Consider the following 24073-nt stretch of genomic DNA (forward strand, 5'->3'; position numbering starts at 1 on the left):
GCACTTTCCTCCTTTAAATAAGAGTACTTTTATTTCTTATCTGTCATTTCAAGCAACTCTTTACCCAAATCCCCCGTGTGTTTCGTGAATGCTTCCCGTACCGGGTCTGCAGCTTCTTTCCATTCCGCCAAATCTTCTTCCGGAACGACGTAGACTTCCATCCCCTTCTCTTCTAGCGCTTTAGCTGATTTAGAATCTTCCTTTTCTGCTTGCTCACGAATCCAAACTTCAGTTTCCTTTGCAGTTTCTTCAATTAATGCTTGCGTCTTTTCAGGTAAACTATCCCAATAATCTTTATTGACTGCCAATAAGAATTCGAGGTATGCGTAATTATTAATTGTCAAATACTTTGTTACTTCATCATATTTACGCTGTAACATTGCGGTAGTACCTGATGTTGCACCGTCAACTGTGTCGCGTTGAAGAGCCATGTACACTTCTCCGCCACCCATAAACACAGGAGATGCGCCATAAGCTTTTATCAGTTCGGATGGCAAATCACCAATACTTCTAATTTTCAGTCCTTTAAAGTCAGCCGGTGATTTTAATGGACGTTTATTATTTGCAAACTGGACGTAACCATAGTCAGCAAACATTAACACTTTCGCGCCTTTTTCTTCCATTGCACCTCGTAACTTATCTCCAAATTCACTGTTCACGGCTTCGCCTACTGCCGAATAATCATTAAAGACGTAAGGAACGTCGAATATCCCCATTGCAGGAACGGTTGATGCCCATAAAGTCGAGGAATTCACGACCATTTCGACTCCGCCTGACAATAAGGACTGATTCATATCCTTATCACTTAATAATTGGCCAGCCGGGTATACCTGCACATCTACTTTGCCATCCGATTTTTCAGTTACATCTTTTGCAAACTTTTCAATCCCTATAGAAATATGGTGATCCTGGGGCAAGTTATAAGCAAGACGGATTGTCGTAGCTTCGAATCCATCCCCTTTCGTAGCCGCATCGACTTCGTTTGCTTCATTACCGGACTCACTACATGCCGATAACAGTAACACAGTAATAATTGAATAAATCATGATTGACATCCACTTCTTCATCTTCTCATCCCCTTATCTTTTTTCTTTCAACGTGTCTGATACGTCCCAACGGTTTTTTTGAAGACAAACTCGCGGCATAATCCGCAGCATCCAACAATTTCTCAAAATCCACGCCTGTGTCAATATTCATTCTTTCAAATAAGTACACGAGATCCTCAGTAGCCAAATTTCCCGCCGCCCCTGGCGCAAACGGACATCCACCAATCCCGCTTGCAGCAGTTTCAAATATTCTTATTCCCGCTTGATAAGCTGAGTATGCGTTGGCCGAACCGAGCCCTCTTGTATCATGCAAGTGGATAGCAACCGGTGTATCGCTTGCTATCTGTAATACTTTCCCCATTAAACGTTCTACTTGATCCGGAGTGGCGATACCGATTGTATCCGCAATACTAATGCGATCCGCTCCTGCCTCTTTAGCCTTCTGGACAAGGGCAAGTACCTGCTCTTCCGAGACATCTCCTTCATACGGACAACCGAAACTGACCGCAATAGAAAAACAGGTTTTTACTCCATCACTTTTTGCTTGTTTAACAACAGTCTTAAACTGATCCAAATTGTCCTCTATCGACATGCCTATATTTTTGTTATTGAATGTCTCTGTTGCGGAACTCACCCAGTTAATCTCCGAAAGCTGATGGATTCGTGCACGCTCATACCCTTTTAAATTCGGTATAAGTGCAATCGGTTCTAATCCTTTAAATGAAGATACTGCCTTTATGACAGCAGACGCATCGGCCATTTGCGGAACTTTTTCTGGGCGAACAAATGATGTTACTTCGACTTTTGAAACTCCGGATTCAACCAGCATTTGTACAAGAGTCGCTTTTTCCTCCGTCGATACAGACTTCGGATCATTTTGTAAACCGTCTCGCGGACTGACGTCAATTATTGTTACATCCGGCATTTAAACGACTCCCTGCTCTTTTAGTCTTTTAAAGTCTTCAATAGAGAATTTCATGAATTCCGTATATATCTCTTCGTTGTGTTCCCCAAGAGTTGGTCCGTTCCACTCAATTCCACCTGGTGTACCAGACAATTTCGGTACGATTCCAGGTACTAAAACTTTTCCTCCATTCGGCAACTCAACTTCACACAACATGTCACGAGCTTTATAATGTTCATCCTCAACAATTTCTTGGATTCCATAAATAGGTCCTACAGGCACTGACACTTCATCCAGTATTCTTTGCACTTCTTTTAGCGAGTGCTGTTTCGTCCATTCTTCGATTGTCTCATCAATGAACGTTACATCGTCCGCACGTCCTTGATTGGATCCGTAGTTAGAATCGTTGGCAAGGTCTTCCCTTCCAATGGCAGTCATGAGCCGCTGAAATATCTTATCTCCGTTTCCGCCAATCACTACGTGTTTTCCATCAGCACATAAATACGTATTGGACGGCGCGATGCCTGGCAACGTAGTGCCTGTTCTCTCCCGAACATGTCCGGTAAGATCGTATTCCGGAAGAATTCCTTCAAGTAAACTAAAAACAGATTCATATAATGCTACGTCTACAACTTGCCCTTTCTTTTCAGAATCTTCATCCCTCGCCCGCAGTGACATTAGCGTACCTATAACTGCATACAAACCAGCCACCATATCACCAAGTGCAATGCCAACACGAACAGGCGGAAGTTCCGGATACCCCGTCAAATACCGGAGACCTCCAATCGCTTCTGCGACACTACCGAACCCTGGCTTTTCTTTATATGGTCCCGTTTGTCCGTATCCTGAAATACGTGTAAGGATAATGGATGGATTGATTTTCTGCATTTCCTCGAATCCAAGTCCCCATTTTTCCAACGTACCCGGTTTGAAGTTTTCGAGAACTACATCCACTTTTCCGATAAGGGTTTTCACGATGTCCTGTCCCTGTTTTTCTCGCATGTTTACAGTGATTGACTTTTTATTTCTACCTTGGACGTACCACCAGACTGACGTATCCTTATCCATAACACGCCAATTCCGAAGTGGATCACCATTCGTTGGTTCTTCCACCTTAATTACTTCCGCTCCAAACTCTGCAAGTATTTTCCCTGCAAATGGTGCTGCAACTATATTTCCTAATTCCAGAATTCTAATTCCATCTAATGGTTTTCTAGTCATTTTTTGAACCTCCTACTATTGCATAGCTGACTTCATAAATAATGTATAATCGTCTTCAATATGTTGTTTCATCAGTTTTCTAGCACTTATGTTATCTTGGTCAACAATTGCTTGGTAAATTTGTCGATGCTCCGCACTTGCATCTACCACGCGCTTCGGATCGAATTCAAGTATAGCTTTCCGATAAAAACTGTTCACACCTCTTAATTGCGAAGTCATTGAGATAAGAAATGGGTTACCACTTGCACGGACGATTGATTCATGAAAACTGACGTTAACATCATGCACATTTTTCAAGGAATTATGGGACGTTACTTTCTCCATTTTCAATATATTCATACGGATTTCTTCTAACTGTTCCGATGAGCGCCTCTCTGCCGCGTAATAGGCGGCGAGTGACTCCATCTCAACCCTGCATTCATACAAGTATCTGAAATCTTCAATTGAAGGTTCTACAACTGTAACTCCACCTGATTTGTTGACAGACAACAGACCATCTTTTTCGAGCATCCTAACGGCTTCTCGAATTGGACTTCGACTCACTTGCAGTTCTTCAGCAACTTTTTCTTCTATGAGCCTTTCCCCCGGTTTAATGCGCCCGAGAATAATATCTTCTTTTAAATACTCATAAACTTGCGATTTTAAAGTTGATTTCTTAATCTCAATTTTTGTCATAAGCTAATTCCTCTTTCCGTCGACTGTATACAATTATCTCTATAGTCAGAATAGGGTTATTATTTTAATTAGTCAACACTATTTTAATATAGTTAACTACCAGTATCTTTATGAACTATTAACATATTACAAACTAAAAAGACCTTCTTACACTGCCGCAATTGGCACAGTGCAAGAAAGTCTTTTTAGTTATTCAAATACGATGCTTTTTTTAACGTTTCCGCCAATACACGCGCTCCAATATCAAGCGCTTCTTTGTTGAACGTCATATCTGGATGATGAAGCCCCGGACTAAGATCTGCTCCGATGCCAATCATTGCGGCTTTTAAGTTCGGATTATGAATCGTATAGAAATGGAAATCATCACTGCCCGATGTAATAATGTCAGATGCATATCCCTCTTCCCCAACTGTTGCCAAGATAGCTTCACGTGCAACAGTTGTAGCTTCTTCAGACACTTCTGCAGCCGGTGTATAGTCACTCCATGCCAATTCAATTTCCACGCCGTGCATCTGTCCAATTGCTTGGATTCCCCGGGAAATACGTTCCTTCAGCTCTCCCAACACCACATTCGATTGTGCTCTAGCATCGATTGCAAACGTTGCAGTTCCCGGAATGATATTAAGACTATCTCCGCCTGCCTGCACTTTTGTCAGTTTTGCTGAGTACGCTTCGTAAGGTGAAAAATGGATTGTTTTCACAAACTGGGCAATCGCAAATAACGGATCGAGTGCATTGTTTCCTTGCTGAGGACGTGCACCATGCGCATCGTCGCCAATGATTTTGCCCTCAAGGAATACAGCCGCCCCGTGATGAATTGCCGGTGTCACTTTTCCATATGGAATTTCTTCCTGTGGACGCAAATGCACACCAAACAAATATGAAACGTCGTCGACCGCTCCTCGCTCAATCATCGAGTTTGCACCATTGCCCTTTTCTTCTGCTGGTTGGAAAATAAATCGGATTCGGCTGCCCAGTTCCTCCTGTTGCAAATAACTAAGCGCACCTAACACCATGGATATATTCGCATCATGCCCACAAGAATGATTCGCCTTATAGACACCCCCGACTTCCTGCCACAATGCGTCAATGTCGGCGCGTACCGCGATAATACGATTGCCTTCACCGATTTCCGCGACAACACCCGTTACATCGTCAAATGTATGATGTTTTACATTCATTTCAGTTAATATTTCTGCTAGTTTTGCAGTTGTCTCTACTTCTTTCCAACTCACTTCTGGATAGGCATGAAAATGTTCAAACCATTTTCCAATTTGCTCTTTGATTACCAATTAAAACACTCCAATCATTCTATGTCTCACCGTTATATTATTAAATACTTCACATCTTTCAGAATAACCTATTTTCTAGAAAATATAAAGGGGGTGCTGGAGATAGTTATGATCGGGTAACAGACCGGTATGATTGGTTCAACGCTATATATGCTCGGTTAGCACTCCGTTATGATTGGTTCAGCTCCATATATGACCGGTTAGCGGAATATATGATCGGGGTAGCAACATATATGCTCGGTTAGCACGCCGTTATGATCGGGTCAACGCATATATCGATTGCTCTCTCTCAAAACCAATAAAAAAGTTGCCCCAAATATCCCAGGGCAACTCCGTCACTCTATTAAATTATAATTTCCATTTCACTCTCGCATAAATAGCGAGCATCACGAAGTTCACCGCGGCACTAATGACCGTACCGTATGCAATTGCTGAAGCACCGTGCGAGTCAATCATCAAATAAATAACTCCGAGATTAATCGCAAAGACACTTATCAAACTGAATATGACAGGCACCATCGAATTGGCTTTTGCGTAATAGAATCGAGTAATATACGTGTTTGCAGCAAGGAAAAACATCGACAGTGTAAATACACGGAAAAGCGATACCGTTAGCAGTATATCCTTCTCCGTCATTTCTCCATATCCGAAGACAAGACGGACAAGTGGATCTGCAAAAAAGTAAGCTATCATAGTTGCCGGCACAAGCAAAGCAACTAAATAAAGCATCCCTTTTTTATAGAGGGCACGAATTGTATCCATATCCCCTTCACCCTCTTTTTTACTGAGGAGAGGATAGATTACGGTTGTTACGGCAGTCATCATTATCGCTTGCGGAAAGCCAGTTAATTTAGAGGCATAGTTGACCGCCGCAATTGTCCCGTCACCAAACTCGCCAGCTACAATTCTGTGAATAACAGCATAAAATTGTAGTGATGCACCACCGAACAAAATTGGCAATGCAATCACCCATAAACGTTTCGTATCAACAGACATGGCAAATGAAGGCTTCAAAGAATAGAGTTTTGATTTTCGAAGTCCCACATATAAGAACACACCCATTAATAACGCACCAACCAGTGCACCAATCCCATACGATTCAGGACCAAAATAACTTGTTAGAACAAGAGCGATTCCGACAAAAGACGCATTATATAGAAGGACTGCTAAACTGGACAAGTTAAATTTACCGTTGACGTTCATTACTCCACTCATCCATGTCGATAACACCAGAATAATAGAAGACGGCATCATCCAAAGGTAAAGAGTTCGCGTCAGCGCAAATTTTTCAGCAGTCATATCTTTGAAAAACAAATGCAAGATAGAATCTGTAAAGATCATCAATATGGCCGTAATCGCAACTGCTGCTACAAGAACCGTCGTAAATGATTTTCGCACGAACAATGCTTTATCCGTCCTTGTAGAATGGTAGACAGATATGAACGCTGTCGTCAACGCACCTCCAACCACTAGGTAAATGAAATTCGGGATAGTATAGGCTGTAATAATCGCATCCGCAGTTGCCGAAGCACCGTATTGATTACTAATCGCCATTTCCCTTGCAAACCCAAACAGCCTCGCAACAATGTTAATAATCGCAACTCCGCCGATAATTTTCATCATTTTACTCACTATGATCAACCTGACCTTTCTCGGCTGAACGATAAATCGACAATAAGTCCTCTAAAATCGTCTCATATGAATGTTGTGAGATTTTTGCCTGCACTACTGTTTCATCAATGACATTAGAATTCTCATCGAGCGCACTCCATAAACCTTTCGCCAATGAATCCGGATTTTTCGGTTCAACCAAAATACCTGCCCGGTCTTTCAACAAATAAGAAAGCCCTCCAACGTCCGTTGCGACAACCTTCGTTCCAGCCGACATTGCTTCGAGCGCAACCAATCCGAACCCTTCATGATAGGAAGGAAGTACAAGCGCATCAGCCGCCGACATCCATAGTGCCAAATCCGCTTGACCAAGAGGTTCTTTGAAATGAATGTCTTCAACATCCTTTTCTCGTATGAACGACCGTAACTCCTCAACAAATTGACCGTCTTTCTGCGAACCAATTACGTACAACGAACTATCAGGAAACGACATTTTCAGTGAATCAAACGCTTCGACAAGTTCAAGAAGGCCTTTTGCTTGAATCACATTTCCGACAAAGATCAATATTTTCTCTTCTATAGGAAGAGATAGTTTTTCCCTCGCCTCTACTTTAGCTACATAGTTAAAAATGGATGTATCGACACCCATACTCATGACATGAACATTCGCTTCCGGAACATCGAAGTTATTTATCACATCTTCCCGAAGTTTGTCGCCAACAACGATGACCGATTCCGCTTGTCGTAAAATGTTTTTTGTCATATCGGCAATGCGCTGACTCCTCGCAGCCATTTTATCGATATCTCCACCATGAACAGTCACAACGTAAGGAATACCAAACATCTTTTTCCCAATCAATGAAATAATTCCTGTTGGAAATGCATAATGCGCATGTGTTAAGGATAATTTCTTACGATTTTTCATCATGTATAAAACAGAACGGAAAAACCATGTCATGTATTTTTTCAATGCCTGTATTTTCCCTTTTCCAGGATTCTGAATAGCAACCACATCGACATCAAGACCAGCAGACTGAAGAAGGCCAACCTGATTTTTCACAAAAATACCGTATGTTGGATGTTGCATTGACGGATACATATTGCTGAATACGACTATTTTTCTCATTTCATTTCTCAACCCCATCTTTCAATAACCTAACGAGCTAGACCTTTATTTAGATTCAATAATTATAGCATATCATCTTACATTCGACCTCTTGACAGCCAATACCGCAATCCAACACTATTTACTAACCACAACAAAAACACCATTTGATAGAATAGAATCCCGTCAAATGGTGTTTTAAGACTACTTATGAGTATAATACTAGCCTTGTAATGCTATTGTAATGTAACTGTAACCGAATTAAAGGTTTAGCTATGCTAAGATGTTGAAAGATAAAGCACACGCTATTATATGTGCGAAAGGGGAAATTGAGAAAAGAATGAAACGTTTTTTATTATTAATTTTTGCAAGCATACTATTTTCAACGTCCATCCCGTCCATGGCTTCAGCAGATTCTGCAACTAATCTCGTAAACACAGCTCGATCATATATAGGTACACCTTATTCATATGGAGGGACAACCACCTCCGGTTTCGACTGCTCAGGATATACGCAATATGTATTTAAACAACAAGGAATTTCCATTCCTAGAACGGCTAGCCAACAGTATGCTATGGGAACATCTGTTGCAAAAAGCGAGTTAAAAACAGGCGACATTGTATTCTTCAATACAAGCGGCAGTGGAGTTTCACATAATGGAATTTACATTGGGTCCGGTCAATTCATCCATTCGTCTACAAGCAAGGGTGTCATGATTTCTTCCATAAACGACCCTGCCTACTGGGGTAGCCGTTATATCGGCGCTAAACGAGTGAATGATTTCACACCAGGTTCTCTCGTCGCATCGGCTGACGTACCAACAGCAGTTAAAAAAGCAGTTACATACGCTTCTCGTGCTGAAATTGCACAAACACTTGTCGATGAACTCGGCTTGAAAAAAACGAGCACTAAATCTTCTTTTTCTGACGTAGCTACAAATCACCCACAACTTGATGCTATCATTGCAGTATCAGATGCAGGTATCTTCTCAGGAAATGACGGCAAATTTGATCCTAGTGGTGAAATGACACGTGCACAACTTGCTAAAGTACTTGTAGAAGCATTTGATCTTAAAGGATCTACAGTTACTTCCTTCAAAGATGTTCCAAAAGATCATTGGGCAAGTGAATATATTAACATTCTTTATCACAATGAAATTACGACCGGTTATGGTGATGGTAATTACGGTCTAAGCGATAAAGTTACTGCAAGTCAGTTCAAGAAGTTCACTGATCGTCTCACTAATTAATTTCTCATTCACCGGATGTTCCACTTAAAGGAACATTCGGTTTTTTTATATAAAAATTCAATTATAGTTATTTATTAGTATAGCAATAATTGGACATCACTGTTAAAATGAATCTACAACTCTAGTAATACAAGGGAGGACACAATGAAAACAATTAAGTGGGCAGCAGTGGTAATGATGATTTTCACACTCGTTTCCATGGTCCCGGGACAATCTTTCGCTAAAACTCAATTCACGGACGTAACAACTGATAAGGAATACTATGAACAGGTCAATTACATAGCTGATCTTGATATTATTAAAGGATACTTAGAAAATGGGGTTTCAAAATTTAAACCGGGTAATAACTTAACACGTGCCCAGGCCGCTAAAATGCTGGTCATTGCTGCAAAAAAGCAGAACATCCCTGCCCCGTCTTTACAGTTCAAAGACGTTAAGCCTGGTACCGAGCAATATGAGTATATAAGCCGCGCCGTTTCACTTGGCTATTTTAAAGCGGAATCTAACGGAAGCTTCAAACCAAACGAAAACTTAAAGCGTGGCGAGATGGGTAATGCACTCGCGGTTGCTTTCAATCTTTCAGAAAAGATTTCAACTGAAAAACCAATGATGCTTACAGATATGAAGAGTCATCAATACGCTGAACGTATCAATGGACTTTATTATGCTGGAGTAACAAAAGGTGATGCTGGAAAGTTCCTGCCTAACGATTTCTTAACTCGTTCACAGTTCTCTCTATTCCTAGCTCGCGCAATGAATGATAAGTATGCTTTACCCGTTAAACTACCAGATCAAACTTCAAGTACGTATTTTGCAAGAGTGGCAACAAGTGGAGAAACGCTGAACGTACGCTCACTTCCATCAGTGAATGGGAATATCGTTGCACAGCTAAATAATAAAGATATCGTTGAAGTTGTCGGTAAAACAGGAGACTGGTTACTAATTCTTCTGGATGACGGTGAAGGCTATATCAACGGTAAATATACTGTAGAAGCTGGAACGGAAACACCCGATGACAATGTTGTTACACCTGAAAAACCGACAATTCCTGAAGAACCCAGCGTGACTGGCGACCTAATCGGAAAAGTAACGGTGAAAAGCCTAAACATGCGACAAGCTGCTGGCACTAGCTCCCCTGTTATCGCTGCGTTAACACTAGGGCAAAAAGTTGAAGTGCTATCACTCGATGGTAACTGGGCAAAAATTCGTGTGAATTCTAAAACAGGGTTCGTTAGTAAAACATATTTAAAACTACTCAACCAAAAAGGCAATCCACTTGCTAATCGCATCATCATCTTAGACCCGGGTCACGGAGCACATGATCCCGGTGCATCAAAAAATAAGGTATCAGAAAAAACCATCACGTTAAAAGTTGGTAAACTTGTAGAAGCAAAATTGAAAAAAGCAGGCGCAAAAGTAATTATGACACGTTCAAATGACACGTTCCTTTCACTTGAACAACGCACTGAATTCGCCAAGAAAAATTTTGCCGAAACATTTGTATCGATTCACGTAAATTCAGCCGCCGCGACATCAGCAAAAGGAACTGAAACGTACTTCGACTCATCTTCGAATGCTAACTCAGTAGAAAGTAAATCTTTAGCAACTTACATTCAAAATAATATTGTTAAAAGAGCAAATATGGTTAACCGCGGTGTGAAAGACAATCGTTTTTATGTCATTAAGAACAACAATATCGCAGCTGTCCTCGTCGAGCTTGCTTTCATCTCAAATGCAGATGACTTTAAAAAGCTGACGAGTGATGCCTATCTGGAAATATATGCTGAATCAATCTATCAAGGTCTAGTACAATACTATTCAGCTCAATAATAATATATACCGAAGAGAGTGAAACTACTCTCTTCGGTATTTTTTTGTGAATTTACACAAAATTGTTTTGTCCATTACTGAGCCTAATGGTACAATTGGATTACAGACTATTTCGTCATTAGTTCATATATTTATATGATGATAAAATAGTATAAAAAAAGGAAAAGAGGGTTGTACTTTGTCTATTAAATACTCTAAAAGTGCTACAGCAGCTATGCTTCTATTAAGCTCAATTGCTATTACACCTGTCATGGCTGCCGAAACACCCGTTGCTGCAACTGGGGACTTCTCGATGACGGTTCTCCACACGAATGACACGCACGCAAACCTTGCTACGACTGCGGAACGTGCAGCACTCGTCAAAAAAATTCGTGAAGAAAAGCCTTACAATGTCCTGCTTGATGCAGGCGATGTTTTTTCTGGAACACTTTACTTCAACGAATTTGAAGGACAAGCTGACCTCGCTGTTATGAATTATCTTGGGTACGATGCCATGACATTCGGCAACCACGAGTTCGACCTTGGCTCCTCTGCAGAAGGGCACAAAGCGCTAGTAGATTTCATCAAAGGTGCGAAATTCCCATTCATTAGTGCGAATACTGATTTCTCGGCAGACCCGCTTTTCGATGGTCTTCAATCTAAAACAGTCGAAGCAAAAGCCGAAGACGGTAAAATCTATAACGGAATTATTAAAGAAGTGAATGGTGAGAAAGTCGGTATTTTCGGACTAACGACTGAAGAAACAAAAGACATTTCGAGCCCTGAAAAAGTGATATTTACGAACTATATTGTGGAAGCGAAAGAAGCGGTTGCTGCATTTGAAAAAGCCGGTGTGAACAAAATTATTGCGCTTACTCATATAGGATATAATGACTCTGACAATGTCGACAACGATCTTCTTCTTGCTAAAAACGTGCCAGGTATCGACATTATCGTCGGGGGGCACACGCATGTTAAACTTGACGAACCTTTCGTAGTTAATAAGGATACTGAACCTGTGCTTATCGTTCAAGCGAATGAGTACAATAAATTCTTAGGTCAACTTGACATCACATTCGATGATAAAGGTGTCATTAAAGATTATAGCGGTGTCCTTCATGCTGTCGGCGGTGAAAATGCCGCAGTTGACGCAGGCGCAGCAGAACTTATTAAACCTTTTTCTGATAAAGTAAAAGAGACTATGGAAAAACCAACTGGCGCCACGGCTGGCGTATTCCTTAGCGGTCTCCGTGATCTTGGCGGTGTTCGTGCAGGTGAAACCAATCTAGGGAATATCATCACGGACGGTATGCTCGCTAAGGCGAAAGAAATCGATCCTTCGACTGTTATCGCATTCCAAAATGGCGGCGGTATCCGGACTTCAATTCCACAAGGTCCGATTACATACGGCCAGGCAATTTCTGTACTGCCATTTGGTAATACACTTGCATTGATGGAACTAAGCGGTGCAGAATTGAAATCTGTTTTTGAAAGATCTGTCGAGAAGTACCCAGAGGAGGATGGTGGCTTCCTTCACGTTTCTGGAATGAAACTGATTTTCAATCCCGCAGCTGAAATCGGCAATCGAGTCATCTCAATGGCAATCGATGGCAAGGAAATAGAAGCTGACAAAACATATAAAATCACAACTAACGTCTTCACTGCTCAAGGTGGCGACAACTATGAAGTTCTAAAAAAAGCATATGCAGATGGACGTGCCAGTGAGCCAGGCTTCTCCGACTGGGAAAATTTCGCAGATCATATGAAATCCATCGGCACAATCAACTCTGGAATAGAAGGCCGTATCCTAGCAAAAGTCCCTTATAGTGACGTTGCCTACGATAGCTGGGCTTATCCTTACGTATCAGATCTTTATTACCGCGGAATTTTGAAAGGTACAGATGCGACATATGGTCCAGAAAAAGAAATGACACGTGCACAAGCTGCTTCTTGGATTGTCCGCGCACTTGACCTGAAAGCTGATGGTTCGGCACCATTTAACGACATCGAAAACTATGCTGCTGATACAAAAGCGGAAATTGTTGCAGCATACGAAAATGGATTGATTAAAGGCGTTAACGGCAAGTTCATGCCTAGTGAAAAAGTGACGCGTGCACAATTCGCGTTGATGCTAGAACGCGCGTATGAAAATTACACAGGTAAAAAATACACAGCAGCTGCAAAAGCACCATATGCAGATTTCGGTAACTATGGCTCGGAAGCAGTGAACGCTATCTCTATGCTTCACGAACTCGGAATCACTACTGGGTCTGACGGTAAATTTATGCCTGGTCAATCTACATCACGGGAACATGCAGCGAAAATTGTCTCGAACTTCATTTACAATGTAAAACAAGCGAAGAAGGCTGAATAAAAAAAGCGACATTCAGCCTCGGAGGGGTTAGCGCCTGAAGTCTAGGTACTGCTCGAGGTTCAAAAAATTATACTGTCTTTTAATTATTGGCCTAAAAGCGTTCTTGTACACTTCTCATAGTGTGCAAGAACGCTTTTTCTTTTCATTAAAATGATGGAAGACCTACTTGTGATTCGACCCATCCCTCGTTATACATTCCATCCAATTCCGCATCTTTTAATGGAACAACAATGTACTTTCTGTTGCTATCTCTTATCACGGCAGTAGGGAAAAATTCAGCCTCCCCTATTCCTATGTATTGCTTCCCTGCGAACTTCGTATGATCCACAGAAACTCTTGCGATACCACCTACATTCGTCGAGTCAAACTGCTGCGCTGAATAAAAATTACCAAGTGAATAAAACACTTTCGTTTTCTCTACCTCATCGTATTTTTGCAACACATGTGGATGATGGCCGAAAATTATATCCGCACCAGCATCAGCAATGAGCCCCGCAAACTCCTCTTGCGCTTCCGATATTGTTAATTGATATTCTGTCCCCCAATGCATGGAAACAACCAACACGTCCACCAGGCTTCTAAGTTGGACAATTTCCTCGCGCATCTGTTGCTGCTCAGTGACGGAGACTAAATATTCTTTCCCTTGCGGAATTGGGTTGCCATTCGTGTTGTGCGTATAGCTTAGAACGCCAATCCGAACGCCATCAACTTCCACAATTCGATCTTTCTCCTTGTCTTCACTAGATGTATATGCGCCAACATAGGGCATGCCATACTCTTTAATATTGCTGATTGCTTTCCGCAGACCTGCTTCTTTCAAGTCAATTGTATGATTATTCGCGATCGATACCATGTCAACGCCGGTCTTTTTCAAATCTCGGATAATATGTTTTGGACTGTTAAAGCTCGGATAACCAGATAGTCCTAGCTCCACACCACCAGGCATTGACTCCTGGTTAGCCAGCAAGAAATCAATACCTGTCAGTCGGTCTTTCACGGCCGCAAATGCAAAATCATAATTATTGTAAGTATAGAGCGGATTATGAAGAAGAATATCGCCAATCATACCAATGGTTACCGTCTTCATATCAATCTTTATATCTAGCGTGACCGGTATACTACGTTCTGCAAAATCGGCAGGTACGGTAATCTCAGTGGACTTCTCCCCCATATAATCACGTAGGCTAAACCCGCTTAGAATAAACATTATAATCATTAGCACAAATACTTTCCTTTTCACTAAACTATCCCCTGTCTTGCTAATTTTAGATTTTCACTACTATCTAACTCATTATAGACCAGAAGTTAGCGCTGAATAGCGTTTCGTAGAAATTAAAAGACTATGGTAAAGAAAAATGAGACACTTTGGGGGAGTGTCTCATTAATTATATTACTTATCTTTCTTACCATTTTCTGCACTATCCTTAAATTGTTCAACTTGCTTTTCTTCACTCGTTTTTGGCTCGAAGTCTGGAAACGGCTTCTCTTCTGGCATTCCCGTAAATCCATTGTTATTTTCTTTTTTCGAATCTTGCTTCTTTTTTTCAGACATTAAAAGCACTCCTTTTTATCGATAGTATTATTAATACCCTAAAAGCTCCTTTTTCAAGCTAAAAAGACTTAGTTTAAGAATACTCAAAACTAATATACAGAAAAAGCGAACAACGAGTCCGGAGACTTGGTGTTCGCTTTGACTAGCTCTTTTTACTATTTATACTCTAAAATGCTTCATTTCCATTTGGAGATCTTCGGCAAGTTTTGCCAGTGCTTGCGCGCTAGATGAAATCTCTTCATTGACCGCCAACTGTTCTTCTGTTGCTGCGCTTGTATCCCCCGCAGACGCAGCTGCCTCGCCACTCAGCTGGGCGATTTCACCAGCACCATAGCTCACTTCTTCTGCCATCGCCTGGATTTCTTCAATTGCAGCAGATACTGTCTCGACTTTTGTTGCCACATCGCCGACTGCGTTTTGAATTTCTTCAAAGACCAGACGCGACTGTTCCGTTGCAGCGATACCGATATCTACGCGCTCACTGCCAGCGTTAATGGAAGTGACTGCCCGTTTGGACGCGTTTTGGATCATGCTTACCATTGTGCCGATTTCTGTAGCAGAGGTCTTCGATTGTTCTGCCAGTTTTCGGACTTCCTCTGCTACAACTGCAAAGCCTTTGCCGTATTCTCCTGCACGCGCGGCTTCGATTGCCGCATTAAGTGCAAGCAAGTTCGTCTGCTCGGCAATAGAAGTGATGAGAGTCGTAATTTTCTGTATTTCATTTGAATGCTGCGCCATTTCCTCCATGATTACGGAAGATTCCTGGATTGTCGTATGAATTGTTGTCATTTGAACTGATACTTCCCCGACTACACTTGAACCCGTAGTAACAAGTTTTGATACAGTTTCCGTTGATTGCAACATCTCTTCATTATTACTCGCAATTTCTGCAACCCCTAATGATAGTTCTTCCATGGAAGAACTAGATTGTTCAATAATTCTCTGTTGCTTTTCACTGCCCATTAACTGATTCTCAGCAGTCTTAGCAACCATTTCAGAAGATGCTAAACTTTCTTCTGAGCTTGCGGACAATTCTTCTGACTGAACCGCTAACTGTGTAGCAGAAAGATTGATTTTACGTACCATATTTGCTACATCTGTCCCCATTTTGTTGAATGCAGCCGCCATATCCCCAATTTCATCTTTGTTTTTAACTTTTAGTAAATCAATTGTTAAGTTTCCTGATGCAATTTCATTCAACCCATCCGTTACTACACGAACAGGACGCGCGATACCCCGGCTGATGAATGTAGAAATGACAATACCTAGAAGCGTTGCAAAAATAATAATTCCAATTACAAAGATAATTGTGCCCATCATGAAGCTTTCCAGCTCAGCACGGGTCTTCTTTTGCTCCTGAAATTGATCCGCTTTGATGATTACAGCATTTTCCAGTACAAGAGCGCCCACATTTGCCGAAGCTCGTCCAAGTTCCGTCGCTTTACGATCTTTTCCTTCTTGGACATTCAGTACAATCTCATCTTGCAGGTTTAAATATTTCGTACGTGCCACCTCAAGATCTTCCAGTAAGGCCTTATGTTTTCCTGTCTGAAGTAAGACGGTTAATTCTTGATACAATTCGTTGAAACGGTTAATATTTTCCGTCCGCGATTCCAAATGCTTATCGTCTTTGAAAAGCATAAAACCTCGCACATCATCTTGGATTTGATTGTGTTTCAAGATGAATTCATCTACCAATTCTACTTTTTTTACACGATCATCCAATAAAAAAGTATAATCTGAGCCAATCCGAATTGTTGACCATAAACTCAGGCCCCCCACAATGACAAGTAATGTCAATATCGTTGCAAATCCCAACCATAATTTTTTCGCTACAGTAAATTTCATCATTTCCCCCCACGATCTTTTAGCCTATTCAAATTATATAACTATTGACGGATAATAGCATTACTTATATACTAATTCGGAATAATTAGAATAATATACCTACTATCTTTTCAGATTAATTTAACACCACTTCTTGTTACAGTGAATTATACTTATTTACTAGCTCCTAAACGCAGTTTACTTTGCGAAATACGTTGTCTTCATTCGCAATTATATTGTTTTCCCAGTATCCGTCTCAGCCAACCATTCGCTAATTAACAAAAGCGCGAGCGGCTTTCTAGACCCGAAAAATTCTGGGGGCCTTAAGGTAAAGGAAGACGTTCTAAATTCATGAATTCGCGTGGATACAGGGGTTGCGGGTTGGGGGACCAGATGTAAATCTCGACGTTACAACTTATCACCAGTACGAAATTTGATAATTTCCTAGGCAATAAAAAACGTACAAAGGAATTTTCTCCCTTTGTACGTTTTCATTCAGTACATTATTTCTGTTTCAATGAATACTTCGCGAAACCTTCATCAGTTGGAGACAGATATTCAATACCGCTTCCTTGTGGGATGATTTCTTTCGCTTTTCCAGACGTTTCAAATGTAACATTGATACTTTCATTCAATGGTGCGAATGCCCAGTTGCTGTCTGCAGATGGGTCAATTGTACCTACATCAATCATGTAGTCCATGATTGCCTGGCGATTTTCATAAGCGTAATCGATTGAATCTGTAGCATTGCGTACACCTGGGAAATCTCCGCTTGCACGATAGTTATTCGTCACTACGAGGAATTTTTGTTTTGAATCAATCGGTTTTCCATCATACTGCAAATTGACAACTCGATTAGCTGAGTCATTAATCGTTTTTCCATCGTAATCATATTTAGCAGGTTGAGTGACGTCAAAATCATATGTGACTCCATCGATAACATCGAAGTTATACGTACGGAACTCTTCGTTAATTAAGTTTTGTTGTTCTTTAGATGACGGGTCGATTTGGTTAAATTGACCTGCCGACATTTCAAGCCATTCTTTAACATCTGCGCCTGTCATAACAAGTGCGAACACTGTATTGTCGAATACGTAAAGGTCTGCCACGTTTTTAATGGCAATTTCACCTGTTGGAATTTCAGTGTAATAGTTTGCTCCATTACGACCACCTGCTTTAAATGGGGCTCCTGATGATAGGACAGGCAGTTTCTCGTATTCAGTGCCCTTAATCTTATCTTCAACAAACCATTTTTGTGCATTTGTTACAATTTGAATTGAAGGATCGTCTTTCACAAGAGCAAAGTAACTATTGATTGGTGCCGTAGTTTTACCTACTGGACTGCGTACATACTCGATTGTTCCTTCATGTGCTTCTTTTACTGCATCGATTACTTTTTGAACAACTTTATCTGATTTTTTATCAATTTCACGCACTGCACCTTTACCTTTGATAACAGCCCATTGATCGCCTGATTTCTTTAGTTCAAGATCAATGACGCCCAAGTGACTACCAAATTTACCCGGCATCACGACAGGTGTTCCGTTCACTGTTCCCTGTTCCATATCAATATTTTTAAGATCCCCAAAATCTCCAGGGAATACTGCATGGTTATGACCTGTCAAAATTGCATCTACACCATCGAGTTGTGAAATTTGATACGTAACATCATCTTCATCAACAGTATGGATTTCATCTCCCATTCCTGAGTGTGACAAGACCACGATAATATCAGCGCCTTGCCCCTTCATCTCGGGGATGAATTTCTCAACTGTATTCGCTGCATCTTCTACAGTCACTTTACCGTCAAGCAGTGCACGGTCCCAACGAACGATTCCCGGTGCAACAACACCGATAACGCCAACTTTCAACGTATGCGTTTCGCCTATCCCATCGACAACTTCTTTATCGAAAATAGCATAAGGTGTGTAGCGATTATTCTTCGTTTTTGCATCATAGACATTGGCGTTCAATACCGGGAATGGCGCTTCCTCCAATACCGAATCCAAATAATCCAAACCATAGTTGAACTCATGATTGCCTAATGTACTTGCATCATAATTAAGTGACTCGAGGGCAGCCAGTGCCGGATGAAGTTCACCTTTTTCTAGCTTGTCTACGGTTACTTTATAACCACCAAGTGGCGTTCCTTGGATTAAATCTCCGTTATCGAACAGGAGATTGTTTGGCTTTTCTGCACGCGCATCTTCAATTAAGACCGCTGTCTTCGCAAGTCCGACTTCATTCGATACTTTGTCCTGATAATAATCATAGTTAACAAAGTTCGTATGCAAATCGGATGTTCCTAAAATGCGCAGTGAAACTGAATTCGTTGGCGGTTCCACATTATATGCACGTAACAACCGATCAATAATTTTAGTAACTTGTACCTTTGTTACGAGCTTCTGAGGTTTTGCCGTGCCGTCTTCAAACCCTTGTAACAACCCGAGTCCGACACTTCTTGAAAGCTCCACAAATTCGTTTGTCTTAAATGAACTTTTGTCTTTGAATTTATCAAGCAAATCAGTAGAAAAAACTTCTTCTGACTTGATGGCCCGGGACGCAATCAGAAATGCGTGCTCACGTGTCAGCTTTTGACTCGGCTTGAAAGTTGTTGAAGTAGCTCCTTTGATGATGCCCATTTTCTGTGCGGCTTCCACGTAAGGCGCCAATTGTGCATTTACATCTGTAAATTCGAGCGTCTCGCCGTCACTTAATTCAAATTCAAGTGCTTTAACGATTGCTGTGATATATTCACCCCGGGTCACATCTTGCGTTTTCGTAGCTGCATTCGCTTGAGGTGTATACAATAACCCACTGAATGTGAGTGCCAAAATAACAATCCACAACCCCGTCTTTTTTAATAAAGACATTCGTCCATCTCCCTTATTTTGTATTCATTTCCGTGCGAATACACGGAATGACAAAGTTGTTCTAGTAAGCTAGCCAACTCACTTTCTAGCATATCACGGAATCCGAAATATCCCGCACTGATTACACTCACTTTTTCGAATAATACGAAATAAGCCCCTATTTTTTTTTGTTCAAATAGGGGCTTATTATCTATAGTTCTATTTCTTCGTTTTATTGGCAATCTCCATTGCTCGGTTTGTTCCTTCAGCTGCTTTATCAAGTACTTCTTGTGGGTCCTTTCCTTGATAAAGATCTTCCAATGCAGTGACAATCTGCTGGCGTGATTCCGGGAAGACTGAAATAAGCGCTCCTTGTGTCGCGAGGCCCAGCACTGTGTCTTGCAACTGATCTACCGTTACTTTGTACTGCGGAAATTCCGCCCACTTCTCTTTTACGTTCTCTTCATCATAAGCTTTTGGGTTAATGGCGAAATAGCCTGTATCCAAATGCCATTGTGCCTGCACTTCTGGCGTTGTTAAGTATTTCATGAACTCCCATGCCGCTTCCTGGTCTTTTTCAGCGATGCCTTTGGACATCCAAAGTGAAGCACCGCCAATAACTACACCGTTTCGCTTCACTTCATCCGCATGCGGAATATAGGCAACACCTACGTCAAATGGCGCATTGGTAATGGCTCCTGCTACTCCTGCTGATGAATCCATGTACATAGCAACTTTTCCAGATGCGAATGCTGCGCGAATATCATCCCAGTTCGTTCCGAAGTTACCGAATGTACCAGCTTTGTTCATAGTATCCAAGAAGCTAAAGACATTAAGTCCTTCTGGCCCGTTAAAGAGCGCTTCCGTTGCGTCACCTGAACGACCATTGTCTTCATCGACATATAATCCGCCTTGCGTTGCAACAAGCTGTTCAAAGAACCAACCATACGTCAACATGGAGAATCCATACATCTCACCCTTTTTCAGTTTTGCTGCCGCATCAATTACTTCTGAAAACGTTTCGGGTGCTTTTTCAGGGTCAAGTCCAGCTTCCTTGAACGCATCTTTGTTATAGACCATTACCGGCGTCGATGAGTTGAATGGCATCGAATAGAGCTCACCGTCAACTTTATAGTAATTTAAAATATTCTCTTCAAGCTGAGATAAATCATAATCATCTTTGTCGATGAACTTCTGCATTGGCTCAATATATCCGCTGTCGATCATGTATTTTGTACCGACTTCGAATACTTGCGTAATAGCTGGAGCGTCTTTTGTCCCACCGACACCACGTAACTTTGTCAGCGATTCTTCATAGGTACCTTGGAATTCGGCTACCACTTCATACTTATCTTGTGAGTCATTAAAACCTTTGACGATTGAATCGAGTGACTCCTGTCCTGTACCGGACATTGCATGCCAAAATTCAATGGACACTTTTTCATCGCTTTCTTCCGTTTCTGTTCCTTCGCTAGTAGCAGGTTTGGACTTTTCGGTCTCATCATCTTTTGTACTACTATCACTGTTCGTACACGCTGCGAGAACGGCCAAACTCAAAATAAGAAGCCAAACGAACGATAATTTCAACATTTTCATCCTACTGAGCACCCCTTTGTCATAATAGTAATCATTATTTTAAAGCACCTTGAGATAAACCTTTCTGCAATTGCTTCTGCCCGATAAATAACAATAATAATGTCGGAATAATTACTACGATAACACCTGCCATAACCACCCCCCATTCAGTTCCCGTTTCTTGGGACTGTAATTGCTTTAAACCGATTTGAACGGTTCGCACAGATGTATTTGTCGTAATAAGTAACGGCCATAAATACATATTCCAAGTCGTTAAAAAGCCATATGCACCAAGCGTGACAAGACTCGTTTTTGAGACAGGCAAAATCACACGCCGGAAAAAGGCGAATTTACTTAAACCAGCAATTTGAGAGGCTTCGTGCAACTCTTTCGGAATCGTTTTGAAATGTTGCCGTAGCAGGAATGTCCCAAATGCCAGTGCAAAAAAGGGTAACGTCAGCCCTTGATACGTATTGAGCCAATCGAGTTTTTGGATTGTGAATTTATTTGGAATCATGGTTGCTTCCCACGGGATCATCATTGTCGATATGAACAGGAAAAAGATGAAATCGCGCCCTTTGAACTGGATGAAAACGAAGGCATAAGCAGCAAGACTACACACCGCCAGTTGCCCAAGCATCACGCTTACGGAAACGATGAAACTGTTCAATAAGTAATTCAACAATGGCAACCTATCAAACACTTTAATATAGTTATCCAAACTAAATGACTGTGGTAAAAACTTCCCCTGCAATAGTTCGGGTCCTGTCATAAATGAAATCAAAAACGCATACATAACTGGAAAGAATACAAGAAAAGATGTAGTAATTAGCAGGAAATAGATCCAAATCTTTTTAGGAAGGCTTGTTGTCATTGGTAATGAACCCTCCTTTCCCCTAGTTTAAATTGAAGAATAGTCACAATCAGAATAATGATAAACAAAGTGACCGCCTGCGCACTCGCTGTTCCAAACTGGTAATTGATGAATGCTTCACGGTAAATGGAGTAAACAATTAGATTCGTCGATGCCGACGGACCGCCTTGCGTCAAAATATCAATCTGGCCAAACGATTGGAACGCATTAATGAGTGAAATAGTAATGATGAAAAACAAAGTTGGTGACAACATCGGAAGCGTAATCCGACGCAATCTGTAAAAATATCCTGCTCCATCGATCCTGGAACTCTCATAGAGATGTTCATCAATATTTTGTAACCCTCCGAGTAAAATGAGAAACGAAAAGCCGATGTTCATCCAAATCGTCGAAATGGAGACGGATAGAAGTGCCCACTCCGGATCAAGCAGCCACTGTATTTGTGGCAAATTCAGCATGCTCAACATCCGATTGAACATCCCCATACTTGGATTAAACATGAATAACCAAATCACGGATGACGCTGCAACAGAAATTCCCATTGTTGACGAATATACTGTTCGAAAGAATCCTATCCCTTTCAGTTTTTCATTCGCTAACAAGGCAAAAAATAACGCTAAGATGATGCCAATAGGTACTGTGTATAAGACAAACAACCCGGTTGCTTTCATACTATTGAGAAATGCAGTGGACTCTAGTAAATACGTATAGTTTTCAAAACCTACCCATATCGCGGCGTTTCCATTTTGGTCTGTTAAGAAAAAACTTAAGTAAATTGTTCTAAACATCGGATAAAAGACAAACACTGAAAAAAGGACTATCGATGGCAGTAAATAAAGAAGCGCTGTTCTGCCATTCGTCGTCTTTTTCCAGATTCCCGGCTTTTCAAGCGAAGTCATACAAGCACCTCTTTGCCGAATACGAAGTTTCCAAGGTCCGTCGGCTTTTTGATTAAATCACCAGTTCTAGCTTCAAAGAGACAGAATGCGCCGTAGTCAATAAGGATTGGAATTGAATCTCCAATGTCGATATGCCATTGTCCACTCCATTTGGCCATCCATTCATTGGTACCCAATTTAAATGAAAACACGGTTTCATTGCCCAAAATCTCAACGTTCGTTACGACGACATACAGCTTATCCTTTTCTGGCGTATCTTTTAAGGCTGGTCGTAAATGTTCCGGTCGGATGCCCGCAACAAGTTGATACTCAGGGATACCAATAACTTCCTCAGACGGTACGGGCAAACGCAGTATATCTCCAATGACGATTGCTGAAGCTTTTTTATCGACATCGGAATATGCTAAATTCATTGGTGGTGAACCGATGAACGTGGCGACAAATGGATTGGCCGGATTGTTGTAAATATCAATCGGTTTTCCGACTTGTTGGATCTTCCCTTCATGAAGGATCATAATACGGTCCCCCATCGTCATTGCCTCAACTTGGTCATGCGTCACATAAATCATTGTAATACCTAGCTTCCGCTGGATCCGTCTGATTTCCGTACGCATATGAGCCCGCAACTTCGCATCCAAATTAGATAACGGTTCATCCATCAGGCAAATCGGCGATTCACTCACAATTGCCCGGGCAAGCGCAACTCGCTGCCGCTGACCACCTGATAGTTCACGTGGCTTCCTTTTTAAGTAATCGGTGAGCCCCAACATCTTCGCCACTTCAGTTGCCCGTTCTCGCTGTACAGCTTTCTTCACTTTTTTCACATCGAGCCCAAACGTAATATTTTGTTGAACTGTCAAATGTGGATAAAGCGCATAGTTTTGGAATACCATTGAAAGGTCACGCTTATCGGGTGATAAGTGGTTGGCAACCTGATCACCGATTTTAAGCGTGCCACTCGTAATATTCTCAAGACCCGCAATCATCCGGAGCATCGTGCTTTTCCCACAACCGGAAGGACCGACAAGGACAAAAAACTCGCCAGGCTCAATGGTTACGTTTATATTGGAGATAACATCCACTTGTTTATCGTATGACTTTGATAAATTAATAAGCTCCACTTTTTTCATAAATTCAATCCCTTTCCATTAGAAAACCCAATTAAGAAAAGTGCAAGGCGCCGTCCAGCCCAGACAGGCATAAGACGG

The 24073-nt window shown here is 41.4% G+C and carries 18 protein-coding genes; 3 read left to right on the forward strand and 15 right to left on the reverse strand.

The window, feature by feature from the left end; all coding sequences use genetic code 11:
- Positions 1–29 precede the first annotated feature (29 nt).
- The 7 genes from MKY15_RS02920 to MKY15_RS02950 form a co-directional block, all read right to left on the reverse strand.
- Entirely contained in the window at positions 30–1067 is a 1038-nt protein-coding gene (locus tag MKY15_RS02920; protein WP_342538918.1) for a DctP family TRAP transporter solute-binding subunit, read from the reverse strand.
- Between the two features lie 4 nt (positions 1068–1071).
- Positions 1072–1971 carry a hydroxymethylglutaryl-CoA lyase gene (locus tag MKY15_RS02925; RefSeq protein WP_342538919.1) on the reverse strand — a complete coding sequence of 300 codons (900 nt, stop codon included), beginning with the start codon at positions 1969–1971 and terminating at the stop codon, positions 1072–1074.
- Entirely contained in the window at positions 1972–3171 is a 1200-nt protein-coding gene (locus MKY15_RS02930; RefSeq protein WP_187045635.1) for a CoA transferase, read from the reverse strand. It abuts the gene before it with no gap.
- A gap of 15 nt (positions 3172–3186) precedes the next feature.
- Positions 3187–3846 carry a GntR family transcriptional regulator gene (locus MKY15_RS02935; RefSeq protein ID WP_342538920.1) on the reverse strand — a complete coding sequence of 220 codons (660 nt, stop codon included), beginning with the start codon at positions 3844–3846 and terminating at the stop codon, positions 3187–3189.
- 185 nt (positions 3847–4031) lie between these two features.
- Positions 4032–5138 carry an amidohydrolase gene (locus tag MKY15_RS02940; RefSeq protein WP_342538921.1) on the reverse strand — a complete coding sequence of 369 codons (1107 nt, stop codon included), beginning with the start codon at positions 5136–5138 and terminating at the stop codon, positions 4032–4034.
- A gap of 348 nt (positions 5139–5486) precedes the next feature.
- Positions 5487–6761, reverse strand: a complete 1275-nt coding sequence (locus tag MKY15_RS02945) for a lipid II flippase MurJ (protein WP_342539698.1) — start codon at positions 6759–6761, stop codon at positions 5487–5489.
- A gap of 1 nt (position 6762) precedes the next feature.
- Positions 6763–7875, reverse strand: a complete 1113-nt coding sequence (locus tag MKY15_RS02950; protein WP_342538922.1) for a glycosyltransferase — start codon at positions 7873–7875, stop codon at positions 6763–6765.
- 319 nt (positions 7876–8194) lie between these two features.
- Here MKY15_RS02950 and MKY15_RS02955 point away from each other — a divergent pair, with 319 nt between their 5' ends.
- The 3 genes from MKY15_RS02955 to MKY15_RS02965 all read left to right on the forward strand — a co-directional run bounded on the left by MKY15_RS02955 (position 8195) and on the right by MKY15_RS02965 (position 13286).
- Positions 8195–9103, forward strand: coding sequence for a C40 family peptidase (locus tag MKY15_RS02955; protein ID WP_067214046.1), 909 nt, complete (start codon positions 8195–8197; stop codon positions 9101–9103).
- Positions 9104–9247: 144 nt separating this feature from the next.
- Positions 9248–10933: an N-acetylmuramoyl-L-alanine amidase gene (locus MKY15_RS02960; RefSeq protein ID WP_067212187.1), complete on the forward strand. Its 1686-nt coding sequence runs from the start codon at positions 9248–9250 to the stop codon at positions 10931–10933.
- A 178-nt stretch (positions 10934–11111) separates the two neighbouring features.
- Positions 11112–13286 carry a 5'-nucleotidase C-terminal domain-containing protein gene (locus tag MKY15_RS02965; protein ID WP_342538923.1) on the forward strand — a complete coding sequence of 725 codons (2175 nt, stop codon included), beginning with the start codon at positions 11112–11114 and terminating at the stop codon, positions 13284–13286.
- Positions 13287–13431: 145 nt separating this feature from the next.
- Here the strand turns inward: MKY15_RS02965 and MKY15_RS02970 are convergent, their stop codons facing one another.
- The 8 genes from MKY15_RS02970 to MKY15_RS03005 form a co-directional block, all read right to left on the reverse strand.
- A complete protein-coding gene (locus tag MKY15_RS02970; protein WP_067212189.1) occupies positions 13432–14526 on the reverse strand; it encodes a CapA family protein in 1095 nt (364 codons plus the stop codon).
- 150 nt (positions 14527–14676) lie between these two features.
- Positions 14677–14838 (reverse strand): hypothetical protein, encoded by a 162-nt coding sequence (locus tag MKY15_RS02975; RefSeq protein ID WP_338655424.1) that lies wholly within the window; start codon positions 14836–14838, stop codon positions 14677–14679.
- 159 nt (positions 14839–14997) lie between these two features.
- Entirely contained in the window at positions 14998–16686 is a 1689-nt protein-coding gene (locus MKY15_RS02980) for a methyl-accepting chemotaxis protein (protein WP_338655421.1), read from the reverse strand.
- Between the two features lie 482 nt (positions 16687–17168).
- On the reverse strand, positions 17169–19538 hold the full coding sequence (locus tag MKY15_RS02985) for a bifunctional 2',3'-cyclic-nucleotide 2'-phosphodiesterase/3'-nucleotidase (protein ID WP_342538924.1): 2370 nt from the start codon (positions 19536–19538) through the stop codon (positions 17169–17171).
- A gap of 198 nt (positions 19539–19736) precedes the next feature.
- Positions 19737–21107, reverse strand: coding sequence for an ABC transporter substrate-binding protein (locus MKY15_RS02990; RefSeq protein WP_342539700.1), 1371 nt, complete (start codon positions 21105–21107; stop codon positions 19737–19739).
- Between the two features lie 40 nt (positions 21108–21147).
- The gene (locus MKY15_RS02995; protein ID WP_067212201.1) at positions 21148–21966 is read right to left on the reverse strand and encodes a carbohydrate ABC transporter permease; all 819 of its coding nucleotides are present in this window, start codon (positions 21964–21966) and stop codon (positions 21148–21150) included.
- Positions 21963–22865 carry a sugar ABC transporter permease gene (locus MKY15_RS03000; protein WP_067212202.1) on the reverse strand — a complete coding sequence of 301 codons (903 nt, stop codon included), beginning with the start codon at positions 22863–22865 and terminating at the stop codon, positions 21963–21965. Before MKY15_RS03000 ends, MKY15_RS02995 begins: the two co-directional genes overlap by 4 nt.
- A complete protein-coding gene (locus MKY15_RS03005) occupies positions 22862–23995 on the reverse strand; it encodes an ABC transporter ATP-binding protein (RefSeq protein ID WP_187045645.1) in 1134 nt (377 codons plus the stop codon). Before MKY15_RS03005 ends, MKY15_RS03000 begins: the two co-directional genes overlap by 4 nt.
- Positions 23996–24073: the final 78 nt, after the last annotated feature.

It is taken from the genome of Sporosarcina sp. FSL K6-1540 (assembly GCF_038620285.1).
GTDB lineage: Bacteria > Bacillota > Bacilli > Bacillales_A > Planococcaceae > Sporosarcina > Sporosarcina psychrophila.

Bases quoted from the DNA above. Each gene is read 5' to 3' on its own strand.
- MKY15_RS02920 (WP_342538918.1), bottom strand. From the start codon at position 1,067: ATGAAGAAGTGGATGTCAATCATGATTTATTCAATTATTACTGTGTTA.
- MKY15_RS02990 (WP_342539700.1), bottom strand. From the start codon at position 21,107: ATGTTGAAATTATCGTTCGTTTGGCTTCTTATTTTGAGTTTGGCCGTT.
- MKY15_RS02955 (WP_067214046.1), top strand. From the start codon at position 8,195: ATGAAACGTTTTTTATTATTAATTTTTGCAAGCATACTATTTTCAACG.
- MKY15_RS02945 (WP_342539698.1), bottom strand. From the start codon at position 6,761: ATGATGAAAATTATCGGCGGAGTTGCGATTATTAACATTGTTGCGAGG.
- MKY15_RS03000 (WP_067212202.1), bottom strand. From the start codon at position 22,865: ATGACTTCGCTTGAAAAGCCGGGAATCTGGAAAAAGACGACGAATGGC.
- MKY15_RS02960 (WP_067212187.1), top strand. From the start codon at position 9,248: ATGAAAACAATTAAGTGGGCAGCAGTGGTAATGATGATTTTCACACTC.
- MKY15_RS02995 (WP_067212201.1), bottom strand. From the start codon at position 21,966: ATGACAACAAGCCTTCCTAAAAAGATTTGGATCTATTTCCTGCTAATT.
- MKY15_RS02925 (WP_342538919.1), bottom strand. From the start codon at position 1,971: ATGCCGGATGTAACAATAATTGACGTCAGTCCGCGAGACGGTTTACAA.
- MKY15_RS02980 (WP_338655421.1), bottom strand. From the start codon at position 16,686: ATGAAATTTACTGTAGCGAAAAAATTATGGTTGGGATTTGCAACGATA.
- MKY15_RS02950 (WP_342538922.1), bottom strand. From the start codon at position 7,875: ATGAGAAAAATAGTCGTATTCAGCAATATGTATCCGTCAATGCAACAT.
- MKY15_RS02935 (WP_342538920.1), bottom strand. From the start codon at position 3,846: ATGACAAAAATTGAGATTAAGAAATCAACTTTAAAATCGCAAGTTTAT.
- MKY15_RS02930 (WP_187045635.1), bottom strand. From the start codon at position 3,171: ATGACTAGAAAACCATTAGATGGAATTAGAATTCTGGAATTAGGAAAT.
- MKY15_RS03005 (WP_187045645.1), bottom strand. From the start codon at position 23,995: ATGAAAAAAGTGGAGCTTATTAATTTATCAAAGTCATACGATAAACAA.
- MKY15_RS02985 (WP_342538924.1), bottom strand. From the start codon at position 19,538: ATGTCTTTATTAAAAAAGACGGGGTTGTGGATTGTTATTTTGGCACTC.
- MKY15_RS02975 (WP_338655424.1), bottom strand. From the start codon at position 14,838: ATGTCTGAAAAAAAGAAGCAAGATTCGAAAAAAGAAAATAACAATGGA.